The sequence below is a fragment of the Roseateles sp. P2_H4 genome, from assembly GCF_056403315.1.
On sequence record NZ_JBFUFR010000053.1, the window covers coordinates 13566 to 38157 of the forward strand.

14 protein-coding genes and 1 pseudogene are annotated in these 24592 nt (G+C 64.9%); 7 read left to right on the plus strand and 8 right to left on the minus strand.

Annotation, left to right across the window (positions count from 1 at the left end; all coding sequences use genetic code 11):
* The first annotated feature begins 188 nt into the window (after positions 1 to 188).
* The 5 genes from AC1DW3_RS27465 to AC1DW3_RS27485 all read left to right on the plus strand — a co-directional run bounded on the left by AC1DW3_RS27465 (position 189) and on the right by AC1DW3_RS27485 (position 8441).
* Entirely contained in the window at positions 189 to 3203 is a 3015-nt protein-coding gene (locus AC1DW3_RS27465) for a TonB-dependent receptor (protein ID WP_477936900.1), read from the plus strand.
* Between the two features lie 172 nt (positions 3204 to 3375).
* Entirely contained in the window at positions 3376 to 4905 is a 1530-nt protein-coding gene (locus AC1DW3_RS27470) for a tryptophan halogenase family protein (RefSeq protein WP_477936901.1), read from the plus strand.
* Between the two features lie 262 nt (positions 4906 to 5167).
* The gene (locus tag AC1DW3_RS27475) at positions 5168 to 5887 is read left to right on the plus strand and encodes a SapC family protein (protein WP_477936903.1); all 720 of its coding nucleotides are present in this window, start codon (positions 5168 to 5170) and stop codon (positions 5885 to 5887) included.
* A 5-nt stretch (positions 5888 to 5892) separates the two neighbouring features.
* Positions 5893 to 6900, plus strand: coding sequence for a cupin-like domain-containing protein (locus AC1DW3_RS27480; RefSeq protein WP_477936905.1), 1008 nt, complete (start codon positions 5893 to 5895; stop codon positions 6898 to 6900).
* Positions 6897 to 8441: a tryptophan halogenase family protein gene (locus AC1DW3_RS27485; RefSeq protein WP_477936907.1), complete on the plus strand. Its 1545-nt coding sequence runs from the start codon at positions 6897 to 6899 to the stop codon at positions 8439 to 8441. The genes AC1DW3_RS27480 and AC1DW3_RS27485 overlap by 4 nt, the downstream gene beginning before the upstream one ends.
* Positions 8442 to 9134: 693 nt before the next feature.
* Here AC1DW3_RS27485 and AC1DW3_RS27490 read toward each other — a convergent pair.
* Positions 9135 to 9715: pseudogene (locus AC1DW3_RS27490) on the minus strand (IS66 family transposase); the annotation flags it as partial.
* On the opposite strand from AC1DW3_RS27490, the gene AC1DW3_RS27495 reads away from it, so the two are divergent.
* Positions 9693 to 9935, plus strand: a complete 243-nt coding sequence (locus tag AC1DW3_RS27495; RefSeq protein ID WP_477936909.1) for an IS66 family transposase — start codon at positions 9693 to 9695, stop codon at positions 9933 to 9935. The pseudogene AC1DW3_RS27490 and the gene AC1DW3_RS27495 overlap by 23 nt on opposite strands.
* Positions 9936 to 10382: 447 nt before the next feature.
* Here the strand turns inward: AC1DW3_RS27495 and AC1DW3_RS27500 are convergent, their stop codons facing one another.
* Complete coding sequence (locus AC1DW3_RS27500) at positions 10383 to 14582, minus strand: RHS repeat-associated core domain-containing protein (RefSeq protein ID WP_477936911.1); 4200 nt, start codon at positions 14580 to 14582, stop codon at positions 10383 to 10385.
* A gap of 914 nt (positions 14583 to 15496) precedes the next feature.
* Here AC1DW3_RS27500 and fusA point away from each other — a divergent pair.
* Positions 15497 to 17509: an elongation factor G gene (fusA, locus tag AC1DW3_RS27505; RefSeq protein ID WP_477936913.1), complete on the plus strand. Its 2013-nt coding sequence runs from the start codon at positions 15497 to 15499 to the stop codon at positions 17507 to 17509.
* Positions 17510 to 17564: 55 nt separating this feature from the next.
* Here the strand turns inward: fusA and rsgA are convergent, their stop codons facing one another.
* From rsgA to AC1DW3_RS27535, 6 genes are all read right to left on the minus strand, one after another.
* Positions 17565 to 18629 (minus strand): ribosome small subunit-dependent GTPase A, encoded by a 1065-nt coding sequence (rsgA, locus tag AC1DW3_RS27510; RefSeq protein WP_477936915.1) that lies wholly within the window; start codon positions 18627 to 18629, stop codon positions 17565 to 17567.
* A 284-nt stretch (positions 18630 to 18913) separates the two neighbouring features.
* Positions 18914 to 19780: a spherulation-specific family 4 protein gene (locus AC1DW3_RS27515; protein WP_477936917.1), complete on the minus strand. Its 867-nt coding sequence runs from the start codon at positions 19778 to 19780 to the stop codon at positions 18914 to 18916.
* A gap of 14 nt (positions 19781 to 19794) precedes the next feature.
* The gene (locus AC1DW3_RS27520; protein ID WP_477936919.1) at positions 19795 to 19977 is read right to left on the minus strand and encodes a hypothetical protein; all 183 of its coding nucleotides are present in this window, start codon (positions 19975 to 19977) and stop codon (positions 19795 to 19797) included.
* Positions 19978 to 19983: 6 nt separating this feature from the next.
* Positions 19984 to 20667 carry a spherulation-specific family 4 protein gene (locus AC1DW3_RS27525; protein ID WP_477936921.1) on the minus strand — a complete coding sequence of 228 codons (684 nt, stop codon included), beginning with the start codon at positions 20665 to 20667 and terminating at the stop codon, positions 19984 to 19986.
* A 23-nt stretch (positions 20668 to 20690) separates the two neighbouring features.
* Positions 20691 to 22646 carry a DUF4832 domain-containing protein gene (locus tag AC1DW3_RS27530; RefSeq protein WP_477936923.1) on the minus strand — a complete coding sequence of 652 codons (1956 nt, stop codon included), beginning with the start codon at positions 22644 to 22646 and terminating at the stop codon, positions 20691 to 20693.
* Positions 22647 to 22770: 124 nt separating this feature from the next.
* Positions 22771 to 24592: NPCBM/NEW2 domain-containing protein (locus tag AC1DW3_RS27535; RefSeq protein ID WP_477936925.1), on the minus strand; the 1822-nt coding region annotated here is incomplete at its 5' end.

Below are 24592 nucleotides of genomic sequence, written 5' to 3' on the forward strand. Positions count from 1 at the left end.
CCTATGGGAGCGGTCACATGGGCCGGTACGGAGTAGCCCGCCAGCGGCCCTCGTCACGCGTTGCACACGCGCAGCAGACCGAGGGTGTTGCCTAGGTTGAAAGCGCTGCCATTCGCGTATTCTTGAAAGCGCTTTCAGCTCGTCAACGAGCATCACTCGACAAGATTCATAACTCTGGAGACAAGTGAATGAGACAGCCTCGCCCTGCCCTTCGCCTCACAAACCTCGCTGCCGCCAGCGGCCTGCTGTTTGCCGGCGCCGCTGCGCTGGCCCAAAGCCCGGGCAACCCCAATGCCGGCCCCACGCCAGCCACCTCGGTGCCCCAGGCGTTGGCCAGCACCACGCAGTTGGAAACGGTCATCGTCACCGGCATCCGCAAGTCGCTGGAGACCTCGGTCAATCTGAAGCGCTCCTCGTCTGGCCTGGTGGATGGCATCGTTGCTGAAGACATCGGCAAGTTCCCCGACACCAACCTCGCTGAATCGCTGAGCCGCATCAGCGGCGTGTCCATCGATCGCGCCAACGGCGAAGGCACCCGCATCACCGTGCGCGGCATGGGCCCCGACTTCAACCTGGTGCTGCTCAACGGCCGCCAGATGCCAGGCGCCAGCGTCGACGGCAGCGCGCCGAGTTCGCGCTCCTTCGACTTCTCCAACCTCGCGTCCGACGGCGTCGCCGCCCTGGAGGTCTACAAGACCAGCCGCGCCAGCAGCCCGACCGGCGGCATGGGCGCGACCATCAACGTCCGCACCCCCCGCCCCTTGGACATCAAGGAAACCATCGCCCAGGTCGGTGTGAAGCTGGTGAGTGACCAGTCTGCCCGCCGCCTGCCTGGCGAGGAGCAGGGCAAGAACGCCACGCCGGAACTGAGCGGCATCTACAGCACGCAGACGAACGACGGCATGTTCGGCATCGCGCTGATGGGCACCTACCAGGTGCGCGACTCCGGCTATTCGCAGGCCAATGTCAGCAGCGGCTGGAAGACTTTCGACGGCATCCAGGACAACGACTGGAGCGGCTCCAACGCCGTCTGGGGCGGCCTGCCCAAGACGTCGACCGAGATCAAGAACCGTCCGGCCGTCGGCTCCATCTATAGCGTGCCGCAAAACCTGAACTACTCGTTCACCGGCGTGCACCGCGAGCGCCTGAACGGTCAGCTCGTCATGCAGTTCAAACCCACCAAGGATCTGGTCGGCACGCTGGACTTCGTCATGTCGGAGCAGAAGTTCCGCCAACGCCGCAACGACATCTCCGCCTGGTTCAACTACGGTGGTCAATTCGGCGAATTCCAGACCGGTTCGCCCTCTTCGCCCGTCATCTACGGCGAGCACATGGCCAACTCCGACCTGGCCATGGGTGCCTCGCGCATTCAGACCAAGAACAAGAACCAGCAGATCGGCCTGAACCTGAAGTGGAAGGCCACCGACGCGCTGAGCTTCGACGTCGACGCCCACCACTCCACCGCCACCTCGGGTGCCAACGATCCGCTCGGCACCAGCGTCACGCTGGCCACCGCGTCGCTGAACCGCGGCGACACCTTCGTCGACTTCAGCAACAAGTTCCCGGTGCTGGGCATCGCCGGCGCGACGCTGGACCCGACCAAGCAGGAACTGCAAGGCTCGGTGTTCGGCAACAGCTACCAAAAGAACCAGATCGACCAGCTGCAGACCAAGGGCAACTGGAAGATCRACGACGACAGCAGCCTGGACTTCGGCCTGTCGCTGACCAACGTCAAGAACCGCTCGGCGTTCGCCAACGTGCAGCGCGACACCTGGGGCGGTGGCGCCGCAGGTGGCCCTGCTGGCATGCCGGACGACATCTGGCATGCCGATTCGATCAGCAAGTACTTCAGCCGCATTCCGGGCTCGAACGACTCGCGCCTGTTCAACCAGTTCTTCTATTTCAACTTCGAAGACCTGCGCGCAGCAGCGATCAAAAACCTGGGCTCGGATGCCCTGCTCAAGGCCTCGTTCGACTGGAGCGATGATTTCCGCACGACGGAAAAGTCGCAAGCCGTCTTCGGCCAGTACAACCTGGCCTGGGATTGGGGTGTGCCGATGGAGGCCGCCCTCGGCGCTCGCTACGAGCGCACCAAGGTCAGCTCACCGTCCACAGAGAAGATCCCGGTGTCGGTGGCCTGGGTTGCCAACAACGAAATCCCCATCAGCTTCAGTGGCACGCGCTCCGCGGAGCGTAGCGGCAAGTACGACTACTTCCTGCCTTCCATCGACCTCAGCGCCGACGTGACGTCCGATACCAAGCTGCGCGTCAGCTACGGCCAGACCATCGGCCGCCCGGCCTGGAACGCCATCCAGGGCGGTCAGCGACTGGATCCCCTGGCGCGCGTCGATGGTGGTGTAGGTTCTGTGGGCAACCCCAACCTGAGGCCGCTGAAGTCGAGCAACATCGACTTCTCCGCCGAGCACTATTACGCCAAGAGCAGCTACGTCGCGGCGAGCTACTTCCGCAAGTCCCTCAAGGACTACAACCAAGCGGACGAAACCAGAGAGAACCTGTTCAATCTGCACACACCGGTCGGAAGCGCGATGTACAACCAGGCCCAGACGGCTGGTGGCTGCGGCGCRGATTCGGAGTGCATCCGCAAGTACATCTTTGCGAACTTCCCAACCGCTCCCGGCGTCAGCCCCGGTGCGCCTGGCACGTCGCTCGGCACCATCACCGCCCAGCCCAATGACCCGCTGTTGATCTTCAGGCTCGGCACCTTCGTCAACAACCAGCGCAGGAGCAAAATCAACGGGATCGAGCTGAACGCCCAGCACATCTTCGGCAACAGCGGCTTCGGCGTGTCGGCCAACTTCACCAAGGTGAAATCCGACCTCAGCTACGACGTCAACAAGCGGGGTGCGCAGACCGACGTGCTGGTCGGCATGGGCGACTCCGGCAACCTGGTGGGCTTCTTCGAGAACGAGACCTTCACGACCCGCCTGGCCTACAACTGGCGTGGCAAGTTCCTGGCTGCCAACTTCCCCGGAGCGGAAGGCGCCCAGCCGCTGTTTGTCGAGCCCTACGGTCAGTTCGACCTGAGCCTGGGCTACAACTTCAACTCTCACCTGCGCTTCCAGTTCGAAGCCATCAACCTGACCGACGAGTACACCCGCACGCACATGCGCAACGAGAACCAGATGGGTGCCGTCACGCAGTTGGGCCGTCGCTTCATGATCGGCGCACGCTACAAGTTCTAAGAGAACGCCTCGGGGGTCGGCTGCGGCCGGCCCTCAAGGAAAGTCGGGACTCCCCGGCCCTTCCTTGTGAGGCAAAGTCTGGTTCGGCGGCGCTCGCGCTCTGGGGTGCCGTCCTTGTTCGCCGTTTGGCGAGGCCGCGCGAGCGGCCCTTTTTGTTTGTGGGAACCAGATCGTGAACGAAAGACTGCGGGAAGTGGTGGTGCTGGGCGGTGGCTCGGCGGGCTGGCTGGTGGCTGGCCTGCTGGCCGCTGAACATCGCGAGCTCAGGATCACGCTGATCGAATCCAGCGACGTCCCGACCATCGGCGTCGGCGAAGGCACCTGGCCGTCCATGCGCGACACGCTGCGCCGCATCGGTCTGTCCGAGCCGGAGTTCATCCGCCGCTGCCAGGTCTCCTTCAAGCAGGGCTCGCGCTTCGACGGCTGGACCCGCGGCGCTGCGGGCGCGCAAGGCGACCGCTACTACCACCCCTTCATGCTGCCCGTCGGCTATGGCGACGTGGACCTGGTCCAGCCCTGGCTGACCAAGCCGGAGCCACGCCCCTTTGCCGACGTCGTCAGCCCTTCCGTGCAGGTCTGCGAAGCCGGCCGTGCACCCAAGCAGGTGCAGACGCCCGAGTTCGCCGCCGTCGCCAACTACGCCTATCACTTCGACGCCGGCCTGTTCGGCCAGTTGCTGCGCGAACATGCGATTGCCAAGCTCGGCGTCCACCATGTCATCGACCATGTCGATGCCGTCGTGTCGCACGAGAACGGCGACATCGCCGCGCTGCAGACCCGTGAGCACGGCGAACTGAAGGCCGACCTCTTCATCGACTGCTCGGGCCTGGCCTCACGCCTGATCGGCCAGCACTTCGGCGTCGCGCTGAAGAGCGAGCGCGATGTGCTCTTCAACGACGCCGCCCTGCCCGTCCAGGTGCCCTACGTCACACCCGATGCACCGCTCGCTTCGGTCACCATCGCAACCGCCTGGGCCAAGGGCTGGATCTGGGACATCGGCCTGCCCTCGCGCCGCGGCGTCGGCTGCGTCTACTCGCGCGCACACGCCAGCGACGACGAGGCCCACGCCGCGCTGACCGCCTATCTCGATGCCACCGGCGCGCCGGCCGAGCGCCCCACACCGCGCTCCATCCGTTTCGATCCCGGCTATCGCGAGCAGTTCTGGGTGCGCAACTGCGTCGCCATCGGCCTCTCTTCGGGCTTCATCGAACCGCTGGAGGCCTCGGCCCTGGCGCTGGTCGAGCTGTCGGCTCAGCGCCTGTGCGACGAGCTGCCGATGACGCGTGCGTCGATGGACGCCGTCGCGCGCCGCTTCAACGACGATTTCAGCTACCGCTGGGCCCGCGTCATCGACTTCCTGAAGCTGCACTACGCGCTCAGCAGCCGCGACGACAGCGACTACTGGCGCGCCCACCGCGACCCGGCCACCTGGCCCGAGCGCCTGCGCGAACTGCTGCCGCAATGGCGGCTGCGCGCGCCGGCCCGCCACGATTTCGGCCGCAACGAGGAGGTCTTCCCCTCGGCCAGTTACCAATACGTGCTCTACGGCATGGGTTTCCGCCCTGACGTGCAGGCCCCCTCCGCCACCAAACTACAGGCTGCCCAGGCCGCCTTCGATGAAGCCGCCCGCCAGGCCCGCCGCCTCGTGCCCGGCCTGCCTGGCCACCGCAGCCTGATCGACCACATCCACAGGGGCCTATGAAGACTACAAGGATCGGATGCGTTGCCACGCAAAAGCCCGCGAGCAAGGCGCGAAGTCGAAGCTGGGGAGATCCCCAGCGAGGCTTCGCAACGCCGCGCGCGGGTTTTTGCGTGACAACCCTTCGGGAGAGGGTCTGCGCGGGCGCATGGCGTCGTTGCGCGCCTGGCCCGGGCAACCAGCCCGGGCTTCAGCGCGTCGCCTAGCCCTGCACCCGCGCAGACCCTCTCGCACCGATTCTTGAAGTCTTCACAGGCCCCACGCCATGACCCGCCCCACCCTGCTCGACAACGTCAACCACCGCCATCTGCGCATCCACACCCAGCGCTCCGCCGCCCTGGGCGACGCCCGCCAGTCGGCCCTGGCCCTGCCGGCCGAGTTCCGCCATCTGCAGGCCCACTACCCCATCGTCTTCCAGCTGGTGGAGGGTGATGCCGCCAATGCCGGTTTTCAGCCTGTGGTCCTGCTCGGCCTCGAGGAAGACCAGAACCTCTACCTGACCGCCACCGGCTGGGATGCGCCCATCCTGCCCATGGCCCTGCAGCGCGATCCCTTCATGATCGGCCGCGCTCCTGACGACACGCTGCAGCTGCACATCGACATGGACAGCCCGCGCATCGTGCGTCCCGARGAGGGCGAGGTCGGCACCGCCCTCTTCATGCCCCATGGCGGCTTCAGCGACCACCTCGACCATGTCGTTCAGCTGATGGAGCATCTGCACGCCCAGGCCCAGCACCTGCCGGCCTTCATCGAGGCGCTGACCCGCCACCAGCTGCTGGAGCCCTTCGTCATCGACATCGAGAGGCCGGGCGACGAACCGGGTCGACTGACGGGCCTCTTCACCATCCACGAGGAGCGCCTGGCCGCCCTGCCCGGCGCCGCTCTGGAGGCCCTGGCGCGCGAAGGCCATCTGCTGCCCATCCATATGCAGATCGCCTCGTTGCAGCAGCTGCAAGGCCTCGTCGAGCGACAAAGCAAACTCTAGATCCCATGCGAGCAGTACCCGCCTGGACCGGGCCGTTCGACCCGGACAACCTGCCCGCCGAGCTGCTGGCCGGCGACCGGCCCTATGTGGTGCGTGGCGGCTTCGCTCACTGGCCGGTGGTGCAGGCGGCACGCCAGTCCGACGAGGCCCTGGCCCGCTATCTGATGGGCCTGTACAACGGCGTGCGCATCGGCCTCTTCCAGTTGGCGCCCGAAGCCCGCGGCCGGGTCTTCTATGCCGACGAGACGCTGACCGGCTTCAATTTCAGCCGCTACGCCGCCACGCTGGACCAGGTGCTGACCGGCCTGCTCGGCGTGCGCGCCACGCCCGAGCCGCCAGCCCTCTACGTCGGCTCCACGACGGTGGACGCCGTGCTGCCCGGCTTCCTGGACGCCAACGTCATGGGCCTGGGCGCGCGTGACGCCCTGGTCAGCCTGTGGCTGGGCAACCGCACCCGCATCGCCGCCCACTACGACCTGCCGGACAACTTCGCCGTCGTCGCCGCGGGCCGGCGCCGCTTCACCGTCTTCCCGCCCGAGCAGATCGCCAACCTCTACATGGGCCCGCTGGACCCGACGCCCGCCGGCCAGCCCGTCAGCCTGGTCGACTTCGAGAAGCCCGACCTCGAGCGCTTCCCGCGTTTCGCCCGCGCGCTGGACGCCGGCGAGACGGCCGAGCTCGAACCCGGCGACGCCATCTTCATCCCCAGCATGTGGTTCCACCACATCGAGGGGCTGGCGCCGGTCAACCTCCTCATCAACGCCTGGTGGCGCCAGACGCCCGACTACGTCGACTCGCCGCTGTCCACCCTGCACCTGGCGCTGATGACGCTGCGCGACCTGCCCGAGAAGGAGCGTCGCATCTGGCAGCGCCACTTCCAGCATTTCGTCTTCGACGCCGACGCCAACACCTGGGCCCACATCCCCGAGGCCGCCCGCGGCCTGCTCGGCCCCATCGACGACACCGTCTCGCGCAAGGCCCGCGCGCAACTCCTGACCCAACTCAAACGATGAACACTTCCAACAAGCCTCCGCGCCGCGTCGTCATCGCCGGTGGCGGCACTGCCGGCTGGATGATGGCCGCCCTGATGGGCAAGCTGCTCGGCAAGCAGCTCGACATCAAGCTCGTCGAGTCCGAGGAGATCGGCACCGTCGGCGTCGGCGAAGCCACCATTCCCGCGCTGCACACGTATCACAACCTGCTCGGCATCAACGAGGCCGAGTTCATGGCCGCGACGAATGCGACCTTCAAGCTCGGCATCAAGTTCGAGGGTTGGAAGGACATCGGCCAGGACTACTTCCACTCCTTCGGCACCACCGGCAACGACCACTGGAGCGCTGGCTTCCAGCACTTCTGGCTCAAGGGCCAGGCCGCCGGCATCGCCAGGGACTACACCGACTACAACCCCGAGACGGTCGCCGCCTACGCCGACCGCTTCGCCCATGTACCGCGCAACGGCCTGAACTACGCCTACCACCTGGACGCCGGCCGCTATGCCAAATACCTGCGCGTGATCAGCGAGGCCAACGGCGTCAAGCGCATCGAAGGCAAGATCGCCGCGGTGCTGATGGACGGCCCCGAGGGCCGCGATGGCGACATCACCGCCTTGCAGATGCAGGACGGCACGCGCATCGACGGCGACCTCTTCATCGACTGCACGGGCTTCCGCGCCATGCTGATCGGCGAGGCCCTGGGCGTCGGCTACGAAGACTGGTCCTACTGGCTGCCCTGCGACCGCGCAGTCGCCGCGCAGACCGCCTCGGTCCGCGAGGCCTGGCCCTACACCCGCTCCATCTGCCACCCCTTCGGCTGGCAGTGGCGCATCCCGCTGCAGCACCGTGTTGGCAACGGCCTCGTCTACAGCAGCAAGGAGATGAGCGACGCGGATGCGCCCGAGGTGCTGAAGAAGAACGTCGAGGGCGAGCTGCTGATCCAGCCGCGCGTGCTGAAGTTCCTGCCCGGCCAGCGCCACAAGGTCTGGGAGCGCAACTGCATCGCCGTCGGCCTGGCCAGCGGCTTCATCGAGCCGCTGGAATCCACCAGCATCCACCTCATCCAGCGCTCGGCCATCCGGCTGATGCAGCTCTTCCCGACCCAGGGCATCAACCCGGCCGACGTGGCCGAGTTCAACCTGCAGTGCGAGCGCGAGCTGGCCCACATCCGCGACTTCATCATCCTGCACTACACCGTGACCAACCGGACCGACTCCGCGCTGTGGAACCACGTGCGCACCATGGACCTGCCCGCCACGCTCAAGCACCGCATCGAGCTCTTCACCGAAAGCGCCCGCGTCTTCCGCGCCAGCGATGAGCTGTTCGCCGAGAACTCCTGGATCCAGGTCATGATGGGCCAGGGCATCACGCCGCAGAGCTACCACCCGGTCGCCGACCTGATGGGCCCGGCCGAGCTGAACCAGTTCCTCGGTGACATCCAGCTCAAGGTCTCGCGCATCGTGGCCGGCCTGCCCAGCCACCAAGCCTATATCGAACAGTTGTGCGCGCCCTACCGCAACGCCTCGACGGCGCAACTGGCGGCCACGCCGCTGCGGGCTTGAGGGCTGGTGCGGCTTGGGGGGCAGGCTGGCTTTTGCCGCAACGCTTGCGCTCGTCGAGCTTTGGGCATGTCGATTTCGATGGGCACAAGCGCTGTGTCCGCGTACATGAGTGCTGCAGAAGGTGGCGCTCGACCGCGGATGTTTCGCGTGAGCACTGGGAGGCGCAGACATACGCACCTTGTGCATGATGGTGACCGAATGGAACGGTCCTGCCCGCATGGCACGCCGGCATCGAATGTCGCGCGAAGGAGGCAGTGGCCCCGCCGATGAAGCGAGAACGTGAAGTGCCGAGGACCATCATCGGCAACCAGAAGCTGTTGTCGGGTGAACGAACTTAGGCGCCAGGCCTCGGAAATCAGGCGCGGTGCAGCTGCGAGTAACGCAAAAAATGTGTAGTCAGTGAGCAGGCCAACCCACCAATACGGTCGTGTTGAGTCGGCCAGTGCAAGACCGAGCGTGGTGAGCAGTGACGGAGCCGGAAACACGGGCGACACAAAGCGCCGGCGACGGAGCGAACTCAGCAAGCAGAGCCAGTTGCAGACGGAGAAAAAGGCTCCGACACCAATGAGGACCGCGGCGACGAAATTCATGCGCTAAGCAAGCAAGGACTGCCGTGGACGTAGATGGATTGGCAACGATTCTTGCCCAAAGTATGAGCAACCCACAACGCGGCATCTCGGCGAGAACTACTCCTTACCGGTATGGAACCCCCTCTCTCCGAGAAGGTCGCAAGGCAGAGGCCGATGCCCGCCGGTGAGGCGGCAACTCGTCGATACCGCTGGCCCGTTGCGTCGGAAACCGCTGCAGGATGTCCTTCAAGTAGGCATGCGGGTCATGCCCGTTCAACTTGGCCGACTGGATCAGGCTCATGATGGCCGCGGCGCGCTGTCCCGCCAATAGCGTCCCAGCGAATAGCCAGTTCTTGCGGCCCGTGGCCCACGGACGGATTTGCTGCTCGTCATGGTTGTTGTCGATCGGGAGCGCCGGGTCATCCAGGTAGTGCGTGAGCGCCGCCCAGCGATTGAGGCTGCATTCGACGGCCTTGGCCGTAGCGGTGCCGTCCATGATCTCGCCGCGCTGCGCAAGGAGCCAGTCATGCAGCGCCTGGGCGATTGGCGCTGCGCGTGTTCGTCGTTCGTGCAGCGGCTGCGGTGGGCTGAGCAACTTCACCTCTCGCTCGATCCCGTAGAACTGGCCGATGAGGTCGATGGCCGCCGCGGCGACGGTGCTCTTGTGGCCTTGTGCAGCTCGATGAACTTGCGCCGGGCATGGGCCTTATACCGAGCACCACATAAGGCGCACGCCCGGCGCAAGTTCCATGAGCTCTCGGCCAACCATGGCAGTCAGGTCGGCGAGCAGGTGTCGAAGTTCTTCAGCCAGCTTTACGAGGTGGAGCGAGCAGCGGTCAACGCCGACAGCCAAGCCAGGCTTGAAGCCCGCCGAGCAGGCCGGCCGCTGGCCGATGCACTGAGCCTGAGCCGGCCAAGCGGCTGATTGGGTTTGTGCATCACCAGAAGACGCTGGACCTGACCACGGCGGCAGCAGCGAAGAGGGCCTCGTTAGAGGCTCGAACTGAAGCCGGCCAAAGCGCTGGGCTTGGTGAACTCAGCCCAGCCTACCGGGCTGTTCGAGGACATGGAGCGCGGCACCAATGAACCGATGCCTCAACCTCATAAAGAAGTAGCAGTCAACGATCACGGTCATTATTTCTGACGGCCAGAGAAAGGGTAAACCCCTTTCAGAGAGATGTATGTAAACACGAAACTTCCTACCGGTAGTAGAAATGCTATTACAAGAGCAGATTCCAAGGTGGGAAACCGTTGTTCGCTGACTAGTGCACCGAGCCAGATTAGTAATGTAAGCCAGCCAAGAGCGCCAAACACTCCACACGTTACTCGTTGCCAATCGGGAACCGGTGCGGGCTGAGTCATGCGATTCTCCTTACTGTTGTCGCATACCAGTTTTTCCTGCGCATGTGATGGCACATCCGGTACTCGTTCCAAGACCCCAAGCTGCCGATACGCCGCCGACCGCTCCACATGCCGCTGCCGTTGCCGTTCCTTGTGCGGCTGCGGCTCCGGCAACCCCAACAGCACCAAATAGCGGCGTGGTGTACCATGGATTTAACTCGCTGACGCAACTATCCATGCACGCGGAAAAAGATGGTGCATCTGGATACATTGGGACTAAGGGGGCAGAGGAAACTGATTCAGCCTTGCTTAAGGGCAACAGTGTTTGAGGATCCACTTTGGCAAAGTCGGTCTGGGGTGCACGAGTAGGTCCTGTCCAGACCGGCTGCCCCGTGACAGGGTTTATTCTTGCAAGACCTAGTGGGTCAATACGTCGAATGGGATTTCCGCCGACATACGCATAGGTATTAATGCCCCCAGCCAATCCTATCGGGTCACTTTGAAGATACCTCCCAATCTGAGCATCGTAGTACCTATTCCAGTTGTACCAAAGTCCACTCTCCACATCCTTATACTGGCCGGGAAAGCCGACATTCATTCCTCCGACACTGTCGACGACGACAGCGCGATCAAACGCTGAATTGTTTGCGCGCCAGACCACTGCCGCGCTGCCGTTGGTGAGCACTTCCGGCCGCCCCAGATGATCGTTGTGGCTGGCATAGAACTGTCCTCCTCTGACCATCCCCAGCAGTTGCCCTTGCACCCACACGTAGCTCGTGGTCTGCGGCCCGAGCTCTGCCAGCAATTCCCCACTGGGGCCGTAGACATAGCGCGTGGTGCCCAGCGCCGTGATTTTCTGCACGCGCTGGTTCAGCGCGTTGTTCAGATATTGCCCAACGGTGCTGCCGTTTACAGTGACGCTGCTCACCCGGTTGAAAGCGTCATAGCCGTACACCCGGCTGCCATCCCAGCGCGTTTCGCTGGAGAGGTTGCCCAGTGGGTCGTAGACGAGGTTACGCCAGTAGGTGCCCGAGACGTTTGCAAGCTGATTGCTCGTGGAGGCGAGCGTATAGCTCGCGCTGCTGCCAGCACGCAGATGGCTGGTGCGGTTGTCTGCGGCATCGACGCCAAAGCTTTGGTCGTCACCGGACTTGGTGACGTTTTTCAGTCGCTGGTCGGCGTCATACAAAAAACCGCTGCTTTGACTGCCGTAGGCGTTATCGAGGAGGGTGGTCAGGTTGCTCGCGCCATCGTAGCTTTGACTTAAATTGTGGACACCAGGGCTTTGCAATTGCTGCACGCGGCCCTCAGTGTCCAGCGTGACCATGCGCGGCAGGCCATTTCCAAATTGCCATGCGTATAGAGCGTCAGTCGCCGGCTGGTAAAGGAAATTGCTGGCGACGGTGCTCAACGTACCAGTGTGGTTGCTGCTCACCGTTGCGAGCCGACCGTATGCGTCATAGCCATAGCTCAAGCTCAACCCGCTGGGATAGGTCATCCCGGTCAGCCGGCCGGCGCCGTCGTAGCTGTAGCTGGTGCTGTAGGTCTGACCCGCGATCACGGTCGTCTGGCTCGCCAATCGGCCGTCAGGCTTGTAGGCAAGGGTGGTTTGGCCTGAGGCGTCGGTGAAGCGGGTCAGGTGGCCTTTGCCATTCGTGCCTTCGTCATAGAAGCGGGCTTCCGTCACCCCGCCCGCGCTGCGGCCGGTCGGGCGGTTGGCGGCATCCCAGCTGTAGGTGATGACTTGACCGTTGTTTCGGGTTTCCGTCGCGAGTCGGCCGGCAGAATCGTAGGCGTATGTCGTCGAGCCCGTGTCAGGGCTTGAGCGCGTGAGCGTCTGACCAAGGCCGTTGTATGTGTACTGGGTTGCAAGACCGCGCGGATCGGTCACGGTCTGGAGCTGACCCGCCGGGTTGTAGCCGTAACCGATGGCGCCGCTGTCGCGGCGTGTGATCTGAGTCACCCTATTCGCAGCATCGTAGTTATAACTGGTCGTATATCCCAGACCGTCGACTACGGTCTTGACGTTGCTGTTCTTGTCGTAGCTGTAACTTGCTCGAATGCTGATGCCGTCACTGTAGAGGTCTGTCAGGGGACGCCCCAAGGAATCGACCTTCTGGGTCGAGGCGAACTGGCCGGCAGAATTGGCAACCGGAGCGCCACCACTCGAGGAGGGCGTCTCCCGACTGGACGTTGAAGCCTGACTGTTGCCTGGCACGTCAACGGCTATATGGACGAACTGGTTCTGCGTGTTACCCACGTCCGAAAGCCGCATTGAATCGGTGTAACGCAGCCGGCTGACAGCGCCATCGGGATAGGTGATGTCGGTGACAAGGCGGTCGGCGTTATAAGCGAACGTGGTCGTGCGAGCCACGCCATCGATCGTTGACGTACTACTGATCAAATTGCTTTTGGCGTCATAGACAAGAGTCGTCGCAACGCCATTGGCGTCCACAACACGACCAGGGAATCCGCGGCCGTTGTAATTCGAGAAGGTCGTTTGGTTGCCAACGGCGTCGGTGAGGGATGAAAGATTTCCCGCGGCATCAAAAGCATAGGTTGTCACCGCTGAGCCGCTTGGCAGTGTTCGGGTGACGGTCATGGTGGCCGGGATGCCTGAGCCATTGAAGGTGTACCCATAGGCCAGGCTACGAGTACCTCCGCTGATCAAGTCCGTATAAGTCTCAGTTTGGACCATGTTGGTGGCATAGCCCGTCGTGAAATATGCGTATACGACCTTGTTCGTAGCCGTCCCGTTGGCATCCTTAACGACGGTGTTATCCAATAAATCGCCGTTCCACGTATTGACCGTCGTCCGTGCAGAAGATGTGCCCGCCGCAGTGGTTAATTGCAAAAGCTTGCCCGCTGCGTCAAAGCTATAGTCATTTTTGTTGCCGTTCCAGTCCAGGGTGTAGTCGGTCCAGCCATTGGCGTCGTATACCGTACTTGCTGCCGCCGCCGGACAGCTGGCTGTTGGAGTGCGGGAGACCGACGAAAGTTTCAACGCGCCCTGTAAAGACACAAAGTTGTACGTGGTGGTCTGCCCTTTGGCGTCGGTCAATGTCGTGGTATTCGTGCCATACGTGAACTTGTCGTCAACCTCGCCACCCGTCAGTTTGCTTTCTTGAACCTTCTTATTGGCGTAATAGCTATAGGTGCTATAGCGCACTCCATTAATCGCAATGCCGGTCAGTAAAGTCGGATCAATCCCCGTCGCCTCGTAGAAATATGTCCTAACATCAGAAACTCCACCGACGCTTGGCGCGGTCACGGAGCTCAGCATATTCTGAGCGTTGTAGCCGTAGGTCCACGTATTACTGTCTTGGTCCTTCGCCTGAGAAACCAAGCCAAGAGCGTTATAGGTAAAGTCGACAAAATGACCAGCCGAGTTCGATACTCTACTAGGCAAGGTCGGATCGGGGCCGGCGTAGGTGTACGATACCAGTTGAGAGGAGCCGCGCGTCAAAATGGTTTTGATCGTGCGATTGGTCGCGTACGTATACGTTACGTCATCCAATACGATTTTGTACGTCGAATTGCTTGGAATGACATAAAGGGTGCCGGTCGACGAGGCGCCGCTGACCTGATATTGCAAGAACGTCGAAGTAGGGACAAAGGTGTAGGTGCTGCCGTCAGGCTTCGTAAATACGATTGTCGATGGAAAGCACTTGCCCGGATAGTCAGTATTGGTGAGACAGCCTGCAATGCTCAGTGGACGATAATCGTATGATGAAAGCCACTTTGATCCGAATGCACCGTAACCGGCATAGAAACTTTTGTACGTGCGCTCAAGCCCAAGTCCAAAATCCCCCGCGGCAATGATGTCTTGCTCAACCTTGAATTTTTCCCCGGTCGCGATGATTACAGGGTTTTTCGTGGTGGTCTTTGGGCACGGGTCGTCCTTCTTGGTGTCCGAGTTTTGATTGGCTTCTGGAACTTCCTTGTTGGTCTTAGTGGGCGCGCCCGCACTGGCGCCACCTTGAAGGAAGGTTCCGTTCGAATTGCGAAAAAACTGCGAGGCCACGCTGCTGTATTTGATATCGCCAATCGAATGGCCGGTGATCTCGACGCRGTTGGGCCAAACACATCTCGGCAGCGTGTAAGTTCCTAGGAGGTCTTCTCTGGTGGCAGCTGCGTTGATCGAAGCGGTGGCAAATCCAACCGCCAGTACAAACCGCGCGACTGGGCGCAAGTCAACATGCCGGCATTTGAAAACGACTTCGGCTTTCATAGAATTACCTCCCGAAATTGGAATTGCTCAAATTGAGATGAACAGCTGCATAGGCTTGATGCGGAAATGCCGTAACAATACTTGTTGATGCGCTTAGGCTCGGTTCACAAGCCTTGCGGGGACGGCGAAATGTTGGTCATCATGCTCAGGTGCTGCGTTTTACCAAAAGCGAATCGCCATTCCCACCCAGCAAACTTGCTAGGTCGGGTTTCTGCTAGCCGAGCCAATATGCGTCGCCCAGGTGCAATCTGCGCGTCGCGCGGGGCGACGCGTCATAAATCACCCTTCATATTGCCAACGACGCCCTCAATATGCTTATGTCCTGATGCAGAGCCTACGAAGCGCGAGGGCGCGGCATGCGCGATCCACCTCACAAGGCATTGGTATAGACGGACAGTAGCCTGCGTGCATCGAGTTGCATCAATAATGCTGAGCGTCTTCGGACGGCTGGGCGCGCGAGACCGTGTTAGCGTTGGTTTGTCCGACACCTGCGCGTCGCGCCGCGGCTGAGCCACGAAGTGCAAACACGGGCCGGTGTGAATTCCACTGCCGCGCCGCCACATCTCCCCACAAGCACCAAGGCCTCGCGGCCCGCACGACAATCCCGCACACCATGAAGCTCAACCACACGATCCAAGCCCGCCTCAACACCTGAGCGCCCTTCGACCGTGTTCGGAAGGCGCCGCGCCTTCCGGTTCAAGCAAACCCCGGCAGGCAGTCCCTCCCGGGGTTTCGTTTTTTCCAGAGTTCAAATCATGCGCATGCGCACCTTCGACAAGCTGATCGCCACGATTCCCGAGCGCCGGAGCGCGGCCGAGTCCTGCTCGTCGCTCGTGCGCTTCGGCGTCCTGCCTCTGCGCTAGCCCCGTGGTTCCCCCATCGGGCTGGCAAACCCACCCGAATCAGGAACCACCATGAACTCGAACAATTTCCGCAAGCTGCGCAACATCGGCGTCATCGCCCACGTCGACGCCGGCAAGACCACGACCACCGAACGCATCCTGTTCTACACGGGCGAAAACCATCGCATCGGCGACGTCAACGACGGCAACACCGCGATGGACTTCGACCCCCAGGAACGCGCACGCGGCATCACCATCCACAGCGCGGCCACGACCGTGCACTGGCAGGGCACGCAGATCAACCTGATCGACACGCCCGGGCACATCGACTTCAACATCGAGGTCAAGCGCTCGCTGCGCGTGCTCGACGGTGCCGTCGTCGTCTTCGACGGCGTGGCCGGCGTCGAACCGCAGACCGAGACCAACTGGCGCCTCGCGGACGAGTACCGCGTGCCCCGCATCGCCTTCGTCAACAAGCTGGACCGCACCGGTGCGGATTTCTCTCGCGTCGTCGCCATGATGCGAGAGCGCCTCGGTGCGCGCGTGCTGCCGCTGCAGCTGCCCATTGGCGCCGAAGCCGAGTTCCGTGGCGTGGTGGACCTGCTCGACATGCAAGCCCTGGTCTGGGACCGCGACGATGCGTCGGCGCCGCCGCGCGTGACCGAGATTCCCCCTGAGCTGCTCGCTGCCGCCCAGGCCGCTCGTGCACGCCTGGTCGAAGCCGTCGTCGAACGCGACGATGCGCTGCTGGACGCCTGGCTGCGCGGCGAGAGCCCGTCCGTCGACGCCCTGCGTGCCGGCCTGCGTGCCGCGACCAGCGCCAACGAACTCGTGCCCGTGCTGGCCGGCTCGGCCTTCCGCAACCGCGGCGTCGAGCCGTTGTTGGATGCCGTCGTCTCGTATCTGCCGCGCCCCGGTGAAGCCCCCGGCGCGGCGGACACGGGCGGCCCGCTGTCGGCCCTCGCCTTCAAGCTGACCGCCGACGACCACGGCGCGATGGTGTTCGTGCGCGTCTACAGCGGCTCGCTCAAGCGTGGCGACACGGTCTTCAACGCCAGCACCGGCAAGGCCGAACGCGTGTCACGCCTGTACGAGATCCACGCGGACCGCCGCGTCGAACGCGACGAGCTCGTCGCGGGCGACATCGCGGGCGTCGTCGGCCTGAGGGACGTGCTGACCGGCCACACGCTGGCGTCGGCCAAGGACGCGCCGGTGCTGGAAAGCATCGCCGTGCCCGAAGCCGTCATCGACGTCGCCATCGAAGCGCGCAGCCAGGAAGGCACTGCAGCCCTCGCCAAGGGCCTGGGCGTGCTCGTCCGCGAGGACCCGTCCTTGCGCCTGCGCCAGGACGCCGACTCGGGCCAGACGCTGCTGTCCGGCATGGGCGAGCTGCAGCTGGAAGTGGCGGTGGAGAAGCTACGCTCGCGCTTCGGCGTGGAGGTGCAGGTGGGCCAGCCCCAGGTCGCCTACCGCGAGACCATCGCGGCAGCGGCCGAGGTGCACCATCTGCACCGCAAGCAAAGCGGCGGCCCCGGCCAGTTCGCTGAGCTGACGCTGCGTGTGGCGCCCTTGCCGCGCGGCACGGGCATCCGCTTCGAGAACACGGTGGTGGGCGGCGCGATCCCGCGCGAGTTCATCCCGGCGGTCGAGGCGGGCATCCGTCGTGCGGCCACGGCCGGCCCGTTCGCGGGCCATCCGCTGGTGGACTTCGAAGCCACGCTGGTCGACGGCAGCTTCCACGTGCGCGATTCGTCGGCGCTGGCCTTCGAGCTGGCAGCGGCGACGGCGCTGCGCGAAGCGGTGATGAAGGCGGCGCCCGTGGTGCTGGAGCCGCTGATGGCCGTCGAGGTCATCACGCCGGCCGACTACCTGGGCGACGTCATCGGCGACCTGCTGCGCCGGCGTGGCCATGTGCAGGGACAGGACGCGCGCGGCAACGCGGTGGTCGTGACGGCGCATGTGCCGCTGGAGCGGATGTTTGGCTATATCGGGCATCTGCGGGCGATCAGTTCCGGTCGCGCGCACTTCACGATGCAGTTGAGCCACTACGCCGAAGTGCCGGCTCGCGCTGCAATGGCAGCTTGAGCCAAGAGGGAGGTTGCCCAGTTCCGGGCAACCTCCCTCTCTTTTGCGCGCCTGCTCAGGCGCGCTTTACGCGCGCGCGCTGGCTGCCCGCCTTGCCGATGGCCTTCCACTTGTTGCGCTGCTCGATGCGCTCCAGCGGGCTCAACTCGCCGCGCTCGGCGTCGCGCAACAGCTTCTTGTAGTTGTCGAGTCGGTCCGCATCGACGTGGCTGCGCACGACGCATCCAGGCTCGCTCTCGTGACGGCAATCGCGGAAGCGGCATTGCTGGGCGAGCGCCTGCACGTCATCGAAGGTCGCGGCCAGCGTCCCGGCATCCGCATCGGGCCGGAAGGTGCGCAGGCCGGGTGTGTCGATGATGCAGCCGCCATGCGGGCAGCAATGCATGGAGCGCGCCGTCGTCGTGTGGCGGCCGCGGCCATCGCTGCTGCGTACCGAGCCGGTCAACTGCCCCGCACCGGCCAAGGTGTTGATGAGCGTCGACTTGCCGGCGCCCGAAGAACCGAGCAGCACCAGCGTCTGGCCCGCATGCAGCCAGGGGCCGATGTCGGTGCAGGCCTGGCGGGACAGCGCGTTGACCGGCAGCACGGGCACCGTTGCGGGCAGGCGGGCATACATCTCGGCGATGCGCTCCTTCGCGTTCGGCGCGATGTCGAGCTTGGTCAGCACGACCACCGGCGCCACCTCGCAGGCCCGCACCATCGCGATATAGCGCTCCATGCGGCGCGCGTTGAAGTCCGCGTCCATCCCCATCACCAACAGTGCCGCATCCACGTTGCTCGCGAGCGGCTGGCGACGTCCGTCATTGGCGCGGCGGGCGATCTGGGTGATGGGCTCGACCCGGTCGACGATCCAGGCTTGGTCGTGTGTGTCGAGTTGCAGGCTGACCCAGTCGCCGACGGTCAGTTGCTGGCCTTGGGCCTGCAGCAGCTGCACCAGCCTCGGCCGCACACGCGCCAGCTGCTCGGCGCGGCCGTCATGCAGCGTGAAGCAGTCGCGCTGCGCCTCGGTCACGCGCGCCAGCCGCGTGCCCGGTTCAGATCCGGCGAGTTGCAGTGCGCGGCTGGCGACGGCGTGCGTAAGCCCGAGAGCGCGCAGCGTCTCAAATTCGATTTCGATCATGGGAATCCATTGAAACTTGGCTTCGTCCGCGCGTACGCGGACCCATCCCTCGCGCGGTGACGCGCGAGGGTCTAGCAGGGGGGAAAGCCGGCCGCGGCTGACGCGGCGATCAATGGACCCGCGGGGAACGCAGGGTCTAGCGCAAGTTCAGTGGTGCTTGGCGCTCAGGCAGCCGACACGAAGGGGGCGACACGATCTGCTTGTTCCATGGCCATCTCCTTTGGGGCTGTGTTGATGAGGCGCGAAGTCTGCCAGCGGCCTGCCATGCGCGTCAATCTGGAACTTCACGCCGATCTCCGGCGCCGTGACAAGGCCAGCAGCCCCAGCCCTGCGACCAGCAGGCCGGCCTGGGCGGGCTCCGGCACAGCGGCAGTGGCCGCCGCCACCTCCGCCGTCCAGTAGCTCGGCAGATGCAGATAGGGATTGCCGCTCGCCATCGTGCCGTCGGTGACGTAGATGGCGCCCAGACCGTACTGCCTGGCCAGACCCATCACCTGCTGCATCTGCGCCACGGTGCCCACGCTGTGGACGATGGCGCCGGTCGACGCCGCATTCGTCAGCCCGCTCAGGAAGGAGCCGTTGATGAAGTCGTTGTACGAGCCCTCGAAGCTCATCAGCGTGTTCGCCAGCGGCAGATACCCTGCGGTGGGCGTCACGCCCGGGTTGCCGACGATCTCCCAGCCCGGATGTGCGGCCTTCAGACCATTGCTGACCGCCTGATAGAAGGGCAGCGCCCCCGGCTGCGTGGCCATCTCGTCGAGGAAGACGCCGTCCACGCCGTACCAGTTCGCGTACTTCTGCGCGTCCGCCAGCACCTCGGTTGTCGAGCGCGTCGGCGGCACTTCGGGCGTGCAATGGTTGACGCCATAGCAGGTGTAGACATAGCCGATCACCTTGCCGCCAGCCGCGCGGAACTCGTTGACCGAGGACACATAGTCGCTGTTGGAGGCCAGGCCCGGTCCATTGCCCGGGTTCATGATGGCCGTGACCTGGGCGCCCTGTTGGGACGCCCAGGTGAGCTGATGCCACTCGTTCTGCGACGGCATCCAGGACGGGTAGAAATAGGCCGGCACGACGATCTCGATGGCCGACGCGAAGGGCGCGGCTGTCGCGAGGGCCAGCGTGGCCAGCAGGGTCTTCAAGTGCTTCATGTTCGTTCCTCGCCTCAGCAGCTGCCGCCGGTCTTCAGGCTCTTCAGGCACCAGCGCTCGGAGCCGCTGAGCGTCTCGTTGCCCCAGTAGGTCGGCGTGTAGTTCCAGATCGGGCCACCCCAGGGCAGGCTGGGGTTGTAGGTCATGCTGGTCGCGTAGACGTAGTTGGCCGCGCTGCCCTTGAGCGTCAAGCGCATCTCGGCCTAGGTGGCCGAGTGCACCAGCAGCCAGGTCTTCACGCCGAGGGACGCGGCCAAGCTCTGCACGCCGCCGTTGAGCCAGCTCGCCGCCGCCACATAGTCGCTGTACTTGGCCTCGTAGATGACGAGGTGCTCGCCATAGCTGGCCGCATTGACGAAGCAGCTGCTGGCGCCCGGCCAGCCGGCGTTCCACACCACCGTGCCGCCGGTGCCGGTGGCCGCCATCTTGGCGCGCACGGCGCTGAATTTGGACGGCGTGCCGCTGCACTTCTGCGCGTCGGTCAGCGCCGCGTCGTCGAAGGCGGCCTCGTCGAAGAAGAAGCCATCCACGCCGCCCAGCGTCGTCTTGTAGGCGGTCAGGTTGGCGTTGATGGCGTTGTAGCGCGCCAGCTCGTCGGCGGTGTTGTAGTTGTAGCCGGTGGCGACATAGCCCAGCACCTTGCCGCCCTGGGCACGGATGCTGGCGATGACGGCTTTCCAGTTGGTGATCTGGCTGGCGCTCAGGCCGGTGGCGCCACTGTTGGGGTTGATGACGACCTGGGTCCCGCTCGGGATCTGGCCGCCATAGGTGCTGGGCGTCTCGCCCCAGTAGGCCACCATGCCGAAGCCGGTCGGAGCGGCGCAGGCCAGCGTGGCGCCGAGGGTCAGCAGGCTCGCGGCGGCGAGCTTGAATGGGAAATTGGACATTCGTTTCTCCTGGAGAAGGTTGTTCAACGGACGGTCAGCGTCGTGCCCGCACGGAAGGCGCCCAGCGCCGCGTCCCAGGCCTGGGCCTTGGCGGTGTTGTCCGCATTGGCGGGGCGCACGCTGTAGCGCACGTCGGCACTCAGCGATGCGGCGCCGTCGGGCAGGGCGAGCAGCACGTCATAGGCGCCCGTGGGCGTTCCCGCCGGCACGGTGAAGCCCGCCGACACGGTGCTGGTGCTGTTGGGCAGCCAGCCTCTCGGGTCGACGGCCGTCAGCGCGATGCGCACGACGGCGTTCGTCGTCTTGTGCTTGAGCAGCAGCTGCAGCGCGCGCGGGTTGAAGGCGCGCGCCCAACCGCTGTTCTTCACGGTGAGGAGAAGGTCGCCCGACTGCCCGGCCGTCACAGCCGCGCTGTGCCTCAAGGTGCTCAGCTCGAAGCGGTAGCCCATGCTGCGCTTGACCTCGGCCATGCAGCCTTGCTGCTCCCAACGGACATGGAAGATGTCGCGGTAGTAGTCGTTGTTCAGATAGGTCAGGCCGAACTGCTTGCCCTCGGCCAGGATGTCCGTGCAGCTGGTGCGCGGCACCGCGCCCTCCTCGTCGGCCGGGTTGCAGGTCTCTGCGCCGAACGGCGCCACGCGTGACAGCGAGGCGGTGTAGTTGCGCTCGGTCTGGCGCGTCGCGGCGTCCTCGCTGTAGGTGCCGACGTCCGTCGCCGAGGCCATGAAGCAGTCGTTGTGCACGCCGATGCGCGAGGCCGCCGACCCGTCGCGCCAGCTCGGCACCTGAGGCGCCCACTGCATCAGATAGGGCGGATAGCGCAGCTGCAGGAAGCGGTCGGTCGGCAGCGCGTTCAGCAGCGCGTCGCGGATCTGCGTGCGCGGGCTGACCGCGGTGAGGTTGTTGGACGAGGTGTGCCATTCACCCCAGGCGCCGATGAAGCCGGCCTGCAGATAGGCGATGACGTCGGCATTGGCCGTCAGCACCGGCTTGAGCTGGTCGATGTGGCCGAGCACACGGGTCAGCGGTGCGTCCTTGACGTTCAGGTACTCGGTCTCATTGGCCGGGTAGTTGTAGAGGAAGCGCGGCACCAGCTTCAGGCCTGCACGGCGCGCGATCGCGAATCCGTTGGTGAGCTGCGTCAGCAGGCTGGCCGGCAACGCGGCGTTGGCATAAGCGTCCAGGCGCACGGGCGCGTAGACGACGCGATAGCCGGCCTGGAACTGATTATCGGCATCGGCCTGCGTCCACAGCAGCAGGTTGTCGGCCGCCCAGGTGTACATGCCGCGCTCGGGGTTGGCGATCTCGGCGGTGCTGACGGTGAAACTGGTCTCGACAGGTGCGGGGGCAGGCGTGGGAGCCGGCGTCGGCGCGGGAGTCGGTGCAGGGGTGGGTGCCGGCGTCGGCGCGGGCGTGGGCGCCGGTGTGGGAGCAGGCGTCGGGGCGGGCGTGGGCGCTGGGGTAGGCGCGGGCGTCGGGGCGTTCAGGCGCCAGGCCTGGTTGGCATTGCCGGTGTTGCAGGTCGCGACCGAAAAGCCCACCTGGGCCAACTGGGTCGGCGCGGTCAGGCAGAGGTTGTTGGCCGCCAGCTTGAGCTGGGACGTCGAACCGCCCGCCAGCGCCACCACCGAGAAGCGCTGGCCCGTCTGGCTGGGCTGGCAGGTGTTCAGCTCCACAAAGGACCCGGAGCTGGTGCCGGTGGCGGAGACGCACAGATTGGCTTGCGCGTTCTTGAGGGTGTAGATGGTGCTGCCGGTGCTGACCGGCGTGAGGCTGAAGTCCTGAGCCGCGCTGGTGTTGCAGGTCGCCAGGCGGATATCCCAGGTGTCGACCTTGGTTTCCAGGCAGGCGCCGAGAGGGTTGGACACCAGGGACGCCGCGGTCGCGGCGACGGGCCAGGCGGCGATCAGGGCGAGCGGGAAGGCGAACTTCAGCCCGGCACGAGAGCGGGGCAAGGGACAGGGACGCATGGAGTGCATCGGGTTCTCCTCATGAACGACGGGGCGCTGAACGGGAGGGGCCAGGCCGCGTCAGCGCGAACGCGGCCGGGGCACCGGCGCGACCGGTGCCATTGGCGATGAGAGAGAAGAGCGTGGCGGGCGGCTACTCGATGCGAGCCTCGCCCCAGGTCACGATGAGGGGGCCGGTGGTGTCGGCCCCGTGCTGGCGCGCGATCAGCTCGATCAGCTTCACGCCGCGCAGGTCGGCGCTGAGTTCGCGCGCCGGTTGGTTGAACTTGAGGGGTGCGGTGCTTGCGAGGCGGCGGCCATCGCCCCAGACCTCGAAGCTGACGGCGGCGGCCTTGCCGCGTGTGGAGTCGTCCACGCCGACGCGCGCAACGAAGCGCTGGGAGCCGGTGGGCACCTGGACTTGCAGCCGTGAATCGGCCATTGCGCCGACGCCATGACGGAAGGCCTGGCGCTGCACGCTCAGGGCCTGGTCATAGGGCGTCGAGTCGGCGCGCGGGCCGCCCCAGCCGGCATAGGCGGGTCGCGTGCCGCCGTTGTCGGTGGTGGACCACGACGCCAGCGCGCGATAGCCGATGGGGTCCTGCTCCAGCGCACGGATGCCGTCGCGCGCGACATAGACGTTGCCTGGGCGCTCGGAGACGTAGTAACCGCGTGGCAGCAGATGCTTGCCGGTGGCAGTGAACAGCAGCGCCTCGCGCGGCTTCAGTTCGAACTCGCGCTGGCCGGTGAACGTGCCGGCGTCGGCGCGCGCCCAGGCGTCTCGCAGCGCGATGGGCGCCGTCGCATCCATCTTCAGATGCTCGGCCGTCAGTGTGAACTTGGCGGGCGCGCCGGTGCGGTTGAACAGCAGCACCGCCTTGCCACCATTGGCCAAGGTTTTCACGAGGATCTGCCGGTCGCTGTCTGCGTAGGCGAGCACGCCCTGGTGGCCGGCCGCGTCCTGGTTGATGGCCACCACCTCGGGCGCCTTCAGGATGTCGATGACGGCGGGCGAGGCCTTCGACAGGTCGGTGCCGATCATCAGCGGCGCCGCCGCGATGGCCCACAGGCCCATGTGGGTGCGGGCTTCGTTCAGGTGGTTGCCGTCGAACTCGCCATTGCCGATCTCCAGCATGTCGGGATCGTTCCAGCGGCCTGGGCCGGCATAGAACTCGCGCGTGGCCACGGTGTCGAAGTTGTGCACCATCTGCGAAAAGCTGTTGGCGATGTCGCGGCTGGTGCGCCACATGGTGCCGGTGTCCTGCCCCCAGGAGCGGACATTGACCGTACCCCACAGGCAGACCGACAGCACATAGTCGCCGCGCGGCCTCACCTCGTGCAGCGCCTGCTTCAGGCCGGTGTAGAGCTTCTTCGTGCCCTCGACATCGGATTGGTTGATATTGCCTTCGACGATGGTCGGCTTGTACTCGCGGTACTGGCCCGAGGCCACGTGCGGCCGGTCGCGGCCATAGGACGACAGCCCGCAGCCATCCACCTTCAGGTAGTCGAAATTCCACTCGCCGAAGAACAGCGCCACATCCTGGCGCACGAAGCCCATCAGTCCCACCTCGCGCTCGGCGTGCGTGCCCTCGGGCAGGTTGGGACTGTCGGCGTCGTAGGCCTGCGAGCAGGCGTTGCGGCCGATGTCGGTGTACAGGCCCGCCTTCAGGCCCATGGCGTGGATCTTGTCGGTGAAGGGCCGCAGCGATGAGTCCTTGCCCGTGGCCGCGCTCGGGAACAGGCCCGTGCGCACCTGCAGCCGACCGTCACTCGTGCGGCGCTTCAGCCACCAGCCATCATCGATATTGATGCTGCGGTAGCCCGCGCTGGCCAGGCCCGAGTCGACGATGACCTGGGCCGAGCCCAGCACCTTCTGCTCGGTGATGTCGACGCGGAAGGCGTTCCAGCTCGACCAGCCCATGGGCGGCGTGGGCGCGCTGCCGACCGGCTGGTGCTGCCAGCGGCCGGTGGCGGCC

Excerpts from the sequence above, each read along its gene's own strand:
- AC1DW3_RS27485 (WP_477936907.1), top strand. The coding sequence starts at position 6,897 with ATGAACACTTCCAACAAGCCTCCGCGCCGCGTCGTCATCGCCGGTGGC.
- AC1DW3_RS27480 (WP_477936905.1), top strand. The coding sequence starts at position 5,893 with ATGCGAGCAGTACCCGCCTGGACCGGGCCGTTCGACCCGGACAACCTG.
- AC1DW3_RS27525 (WP_477936921.1), bottom strand. The coding sequence starts at position 20,667 with ATGTCCAATTTCCCATTCAAGCTCGCCGCCGCGAGCCTGCTGACCCTC.
- AC1DW3_RS27520 (WP_477936919.1), bottom strand. The coding sequence starts at position 19,977 with ATGCGCTTGACGCTCAAGGGCAGCGCGGCCAACTACGTCTACGCGACC.
- AC1DW3_RS27515 (WP_477936917.1), bottom strand. The coding sequence starts at position 19,780 with ATGAAGCACTTGAAGACCCTGCTGGCCACGCTGGCCCTCGCGACAGCC.
- AC1DW3_RS27495 (WP_477936909.1), top strand. The coding sequence starts at position 9,693 with ATGAACTTGCGCCGGGCATGGGCCTTATACCGAGCACCACATAAGGCG.
- fusA (WP_477936913.1), top strand. The coding sequence starts at position 15,497 with ATGAACTCGAACAATTTCCGCAAGCTGCGCAACATCGGCGTCATCGCC.
- AC1DW3_RS27530 (WP_477936923.1), bottom strand. The coding sequence starts at position 22,646 with ATGCACTCCATGCGTCCCTGTCCCTTGCCCCGCTCTCGTGCCGGGCTG.
- rsgA (WP_477936915.1), bottom strand. The coding sequence starts at position 18,629 with ATGATCGAAATCGAATTTGAGACGCTGCGCGCTCTCGGGCTTACGCAC.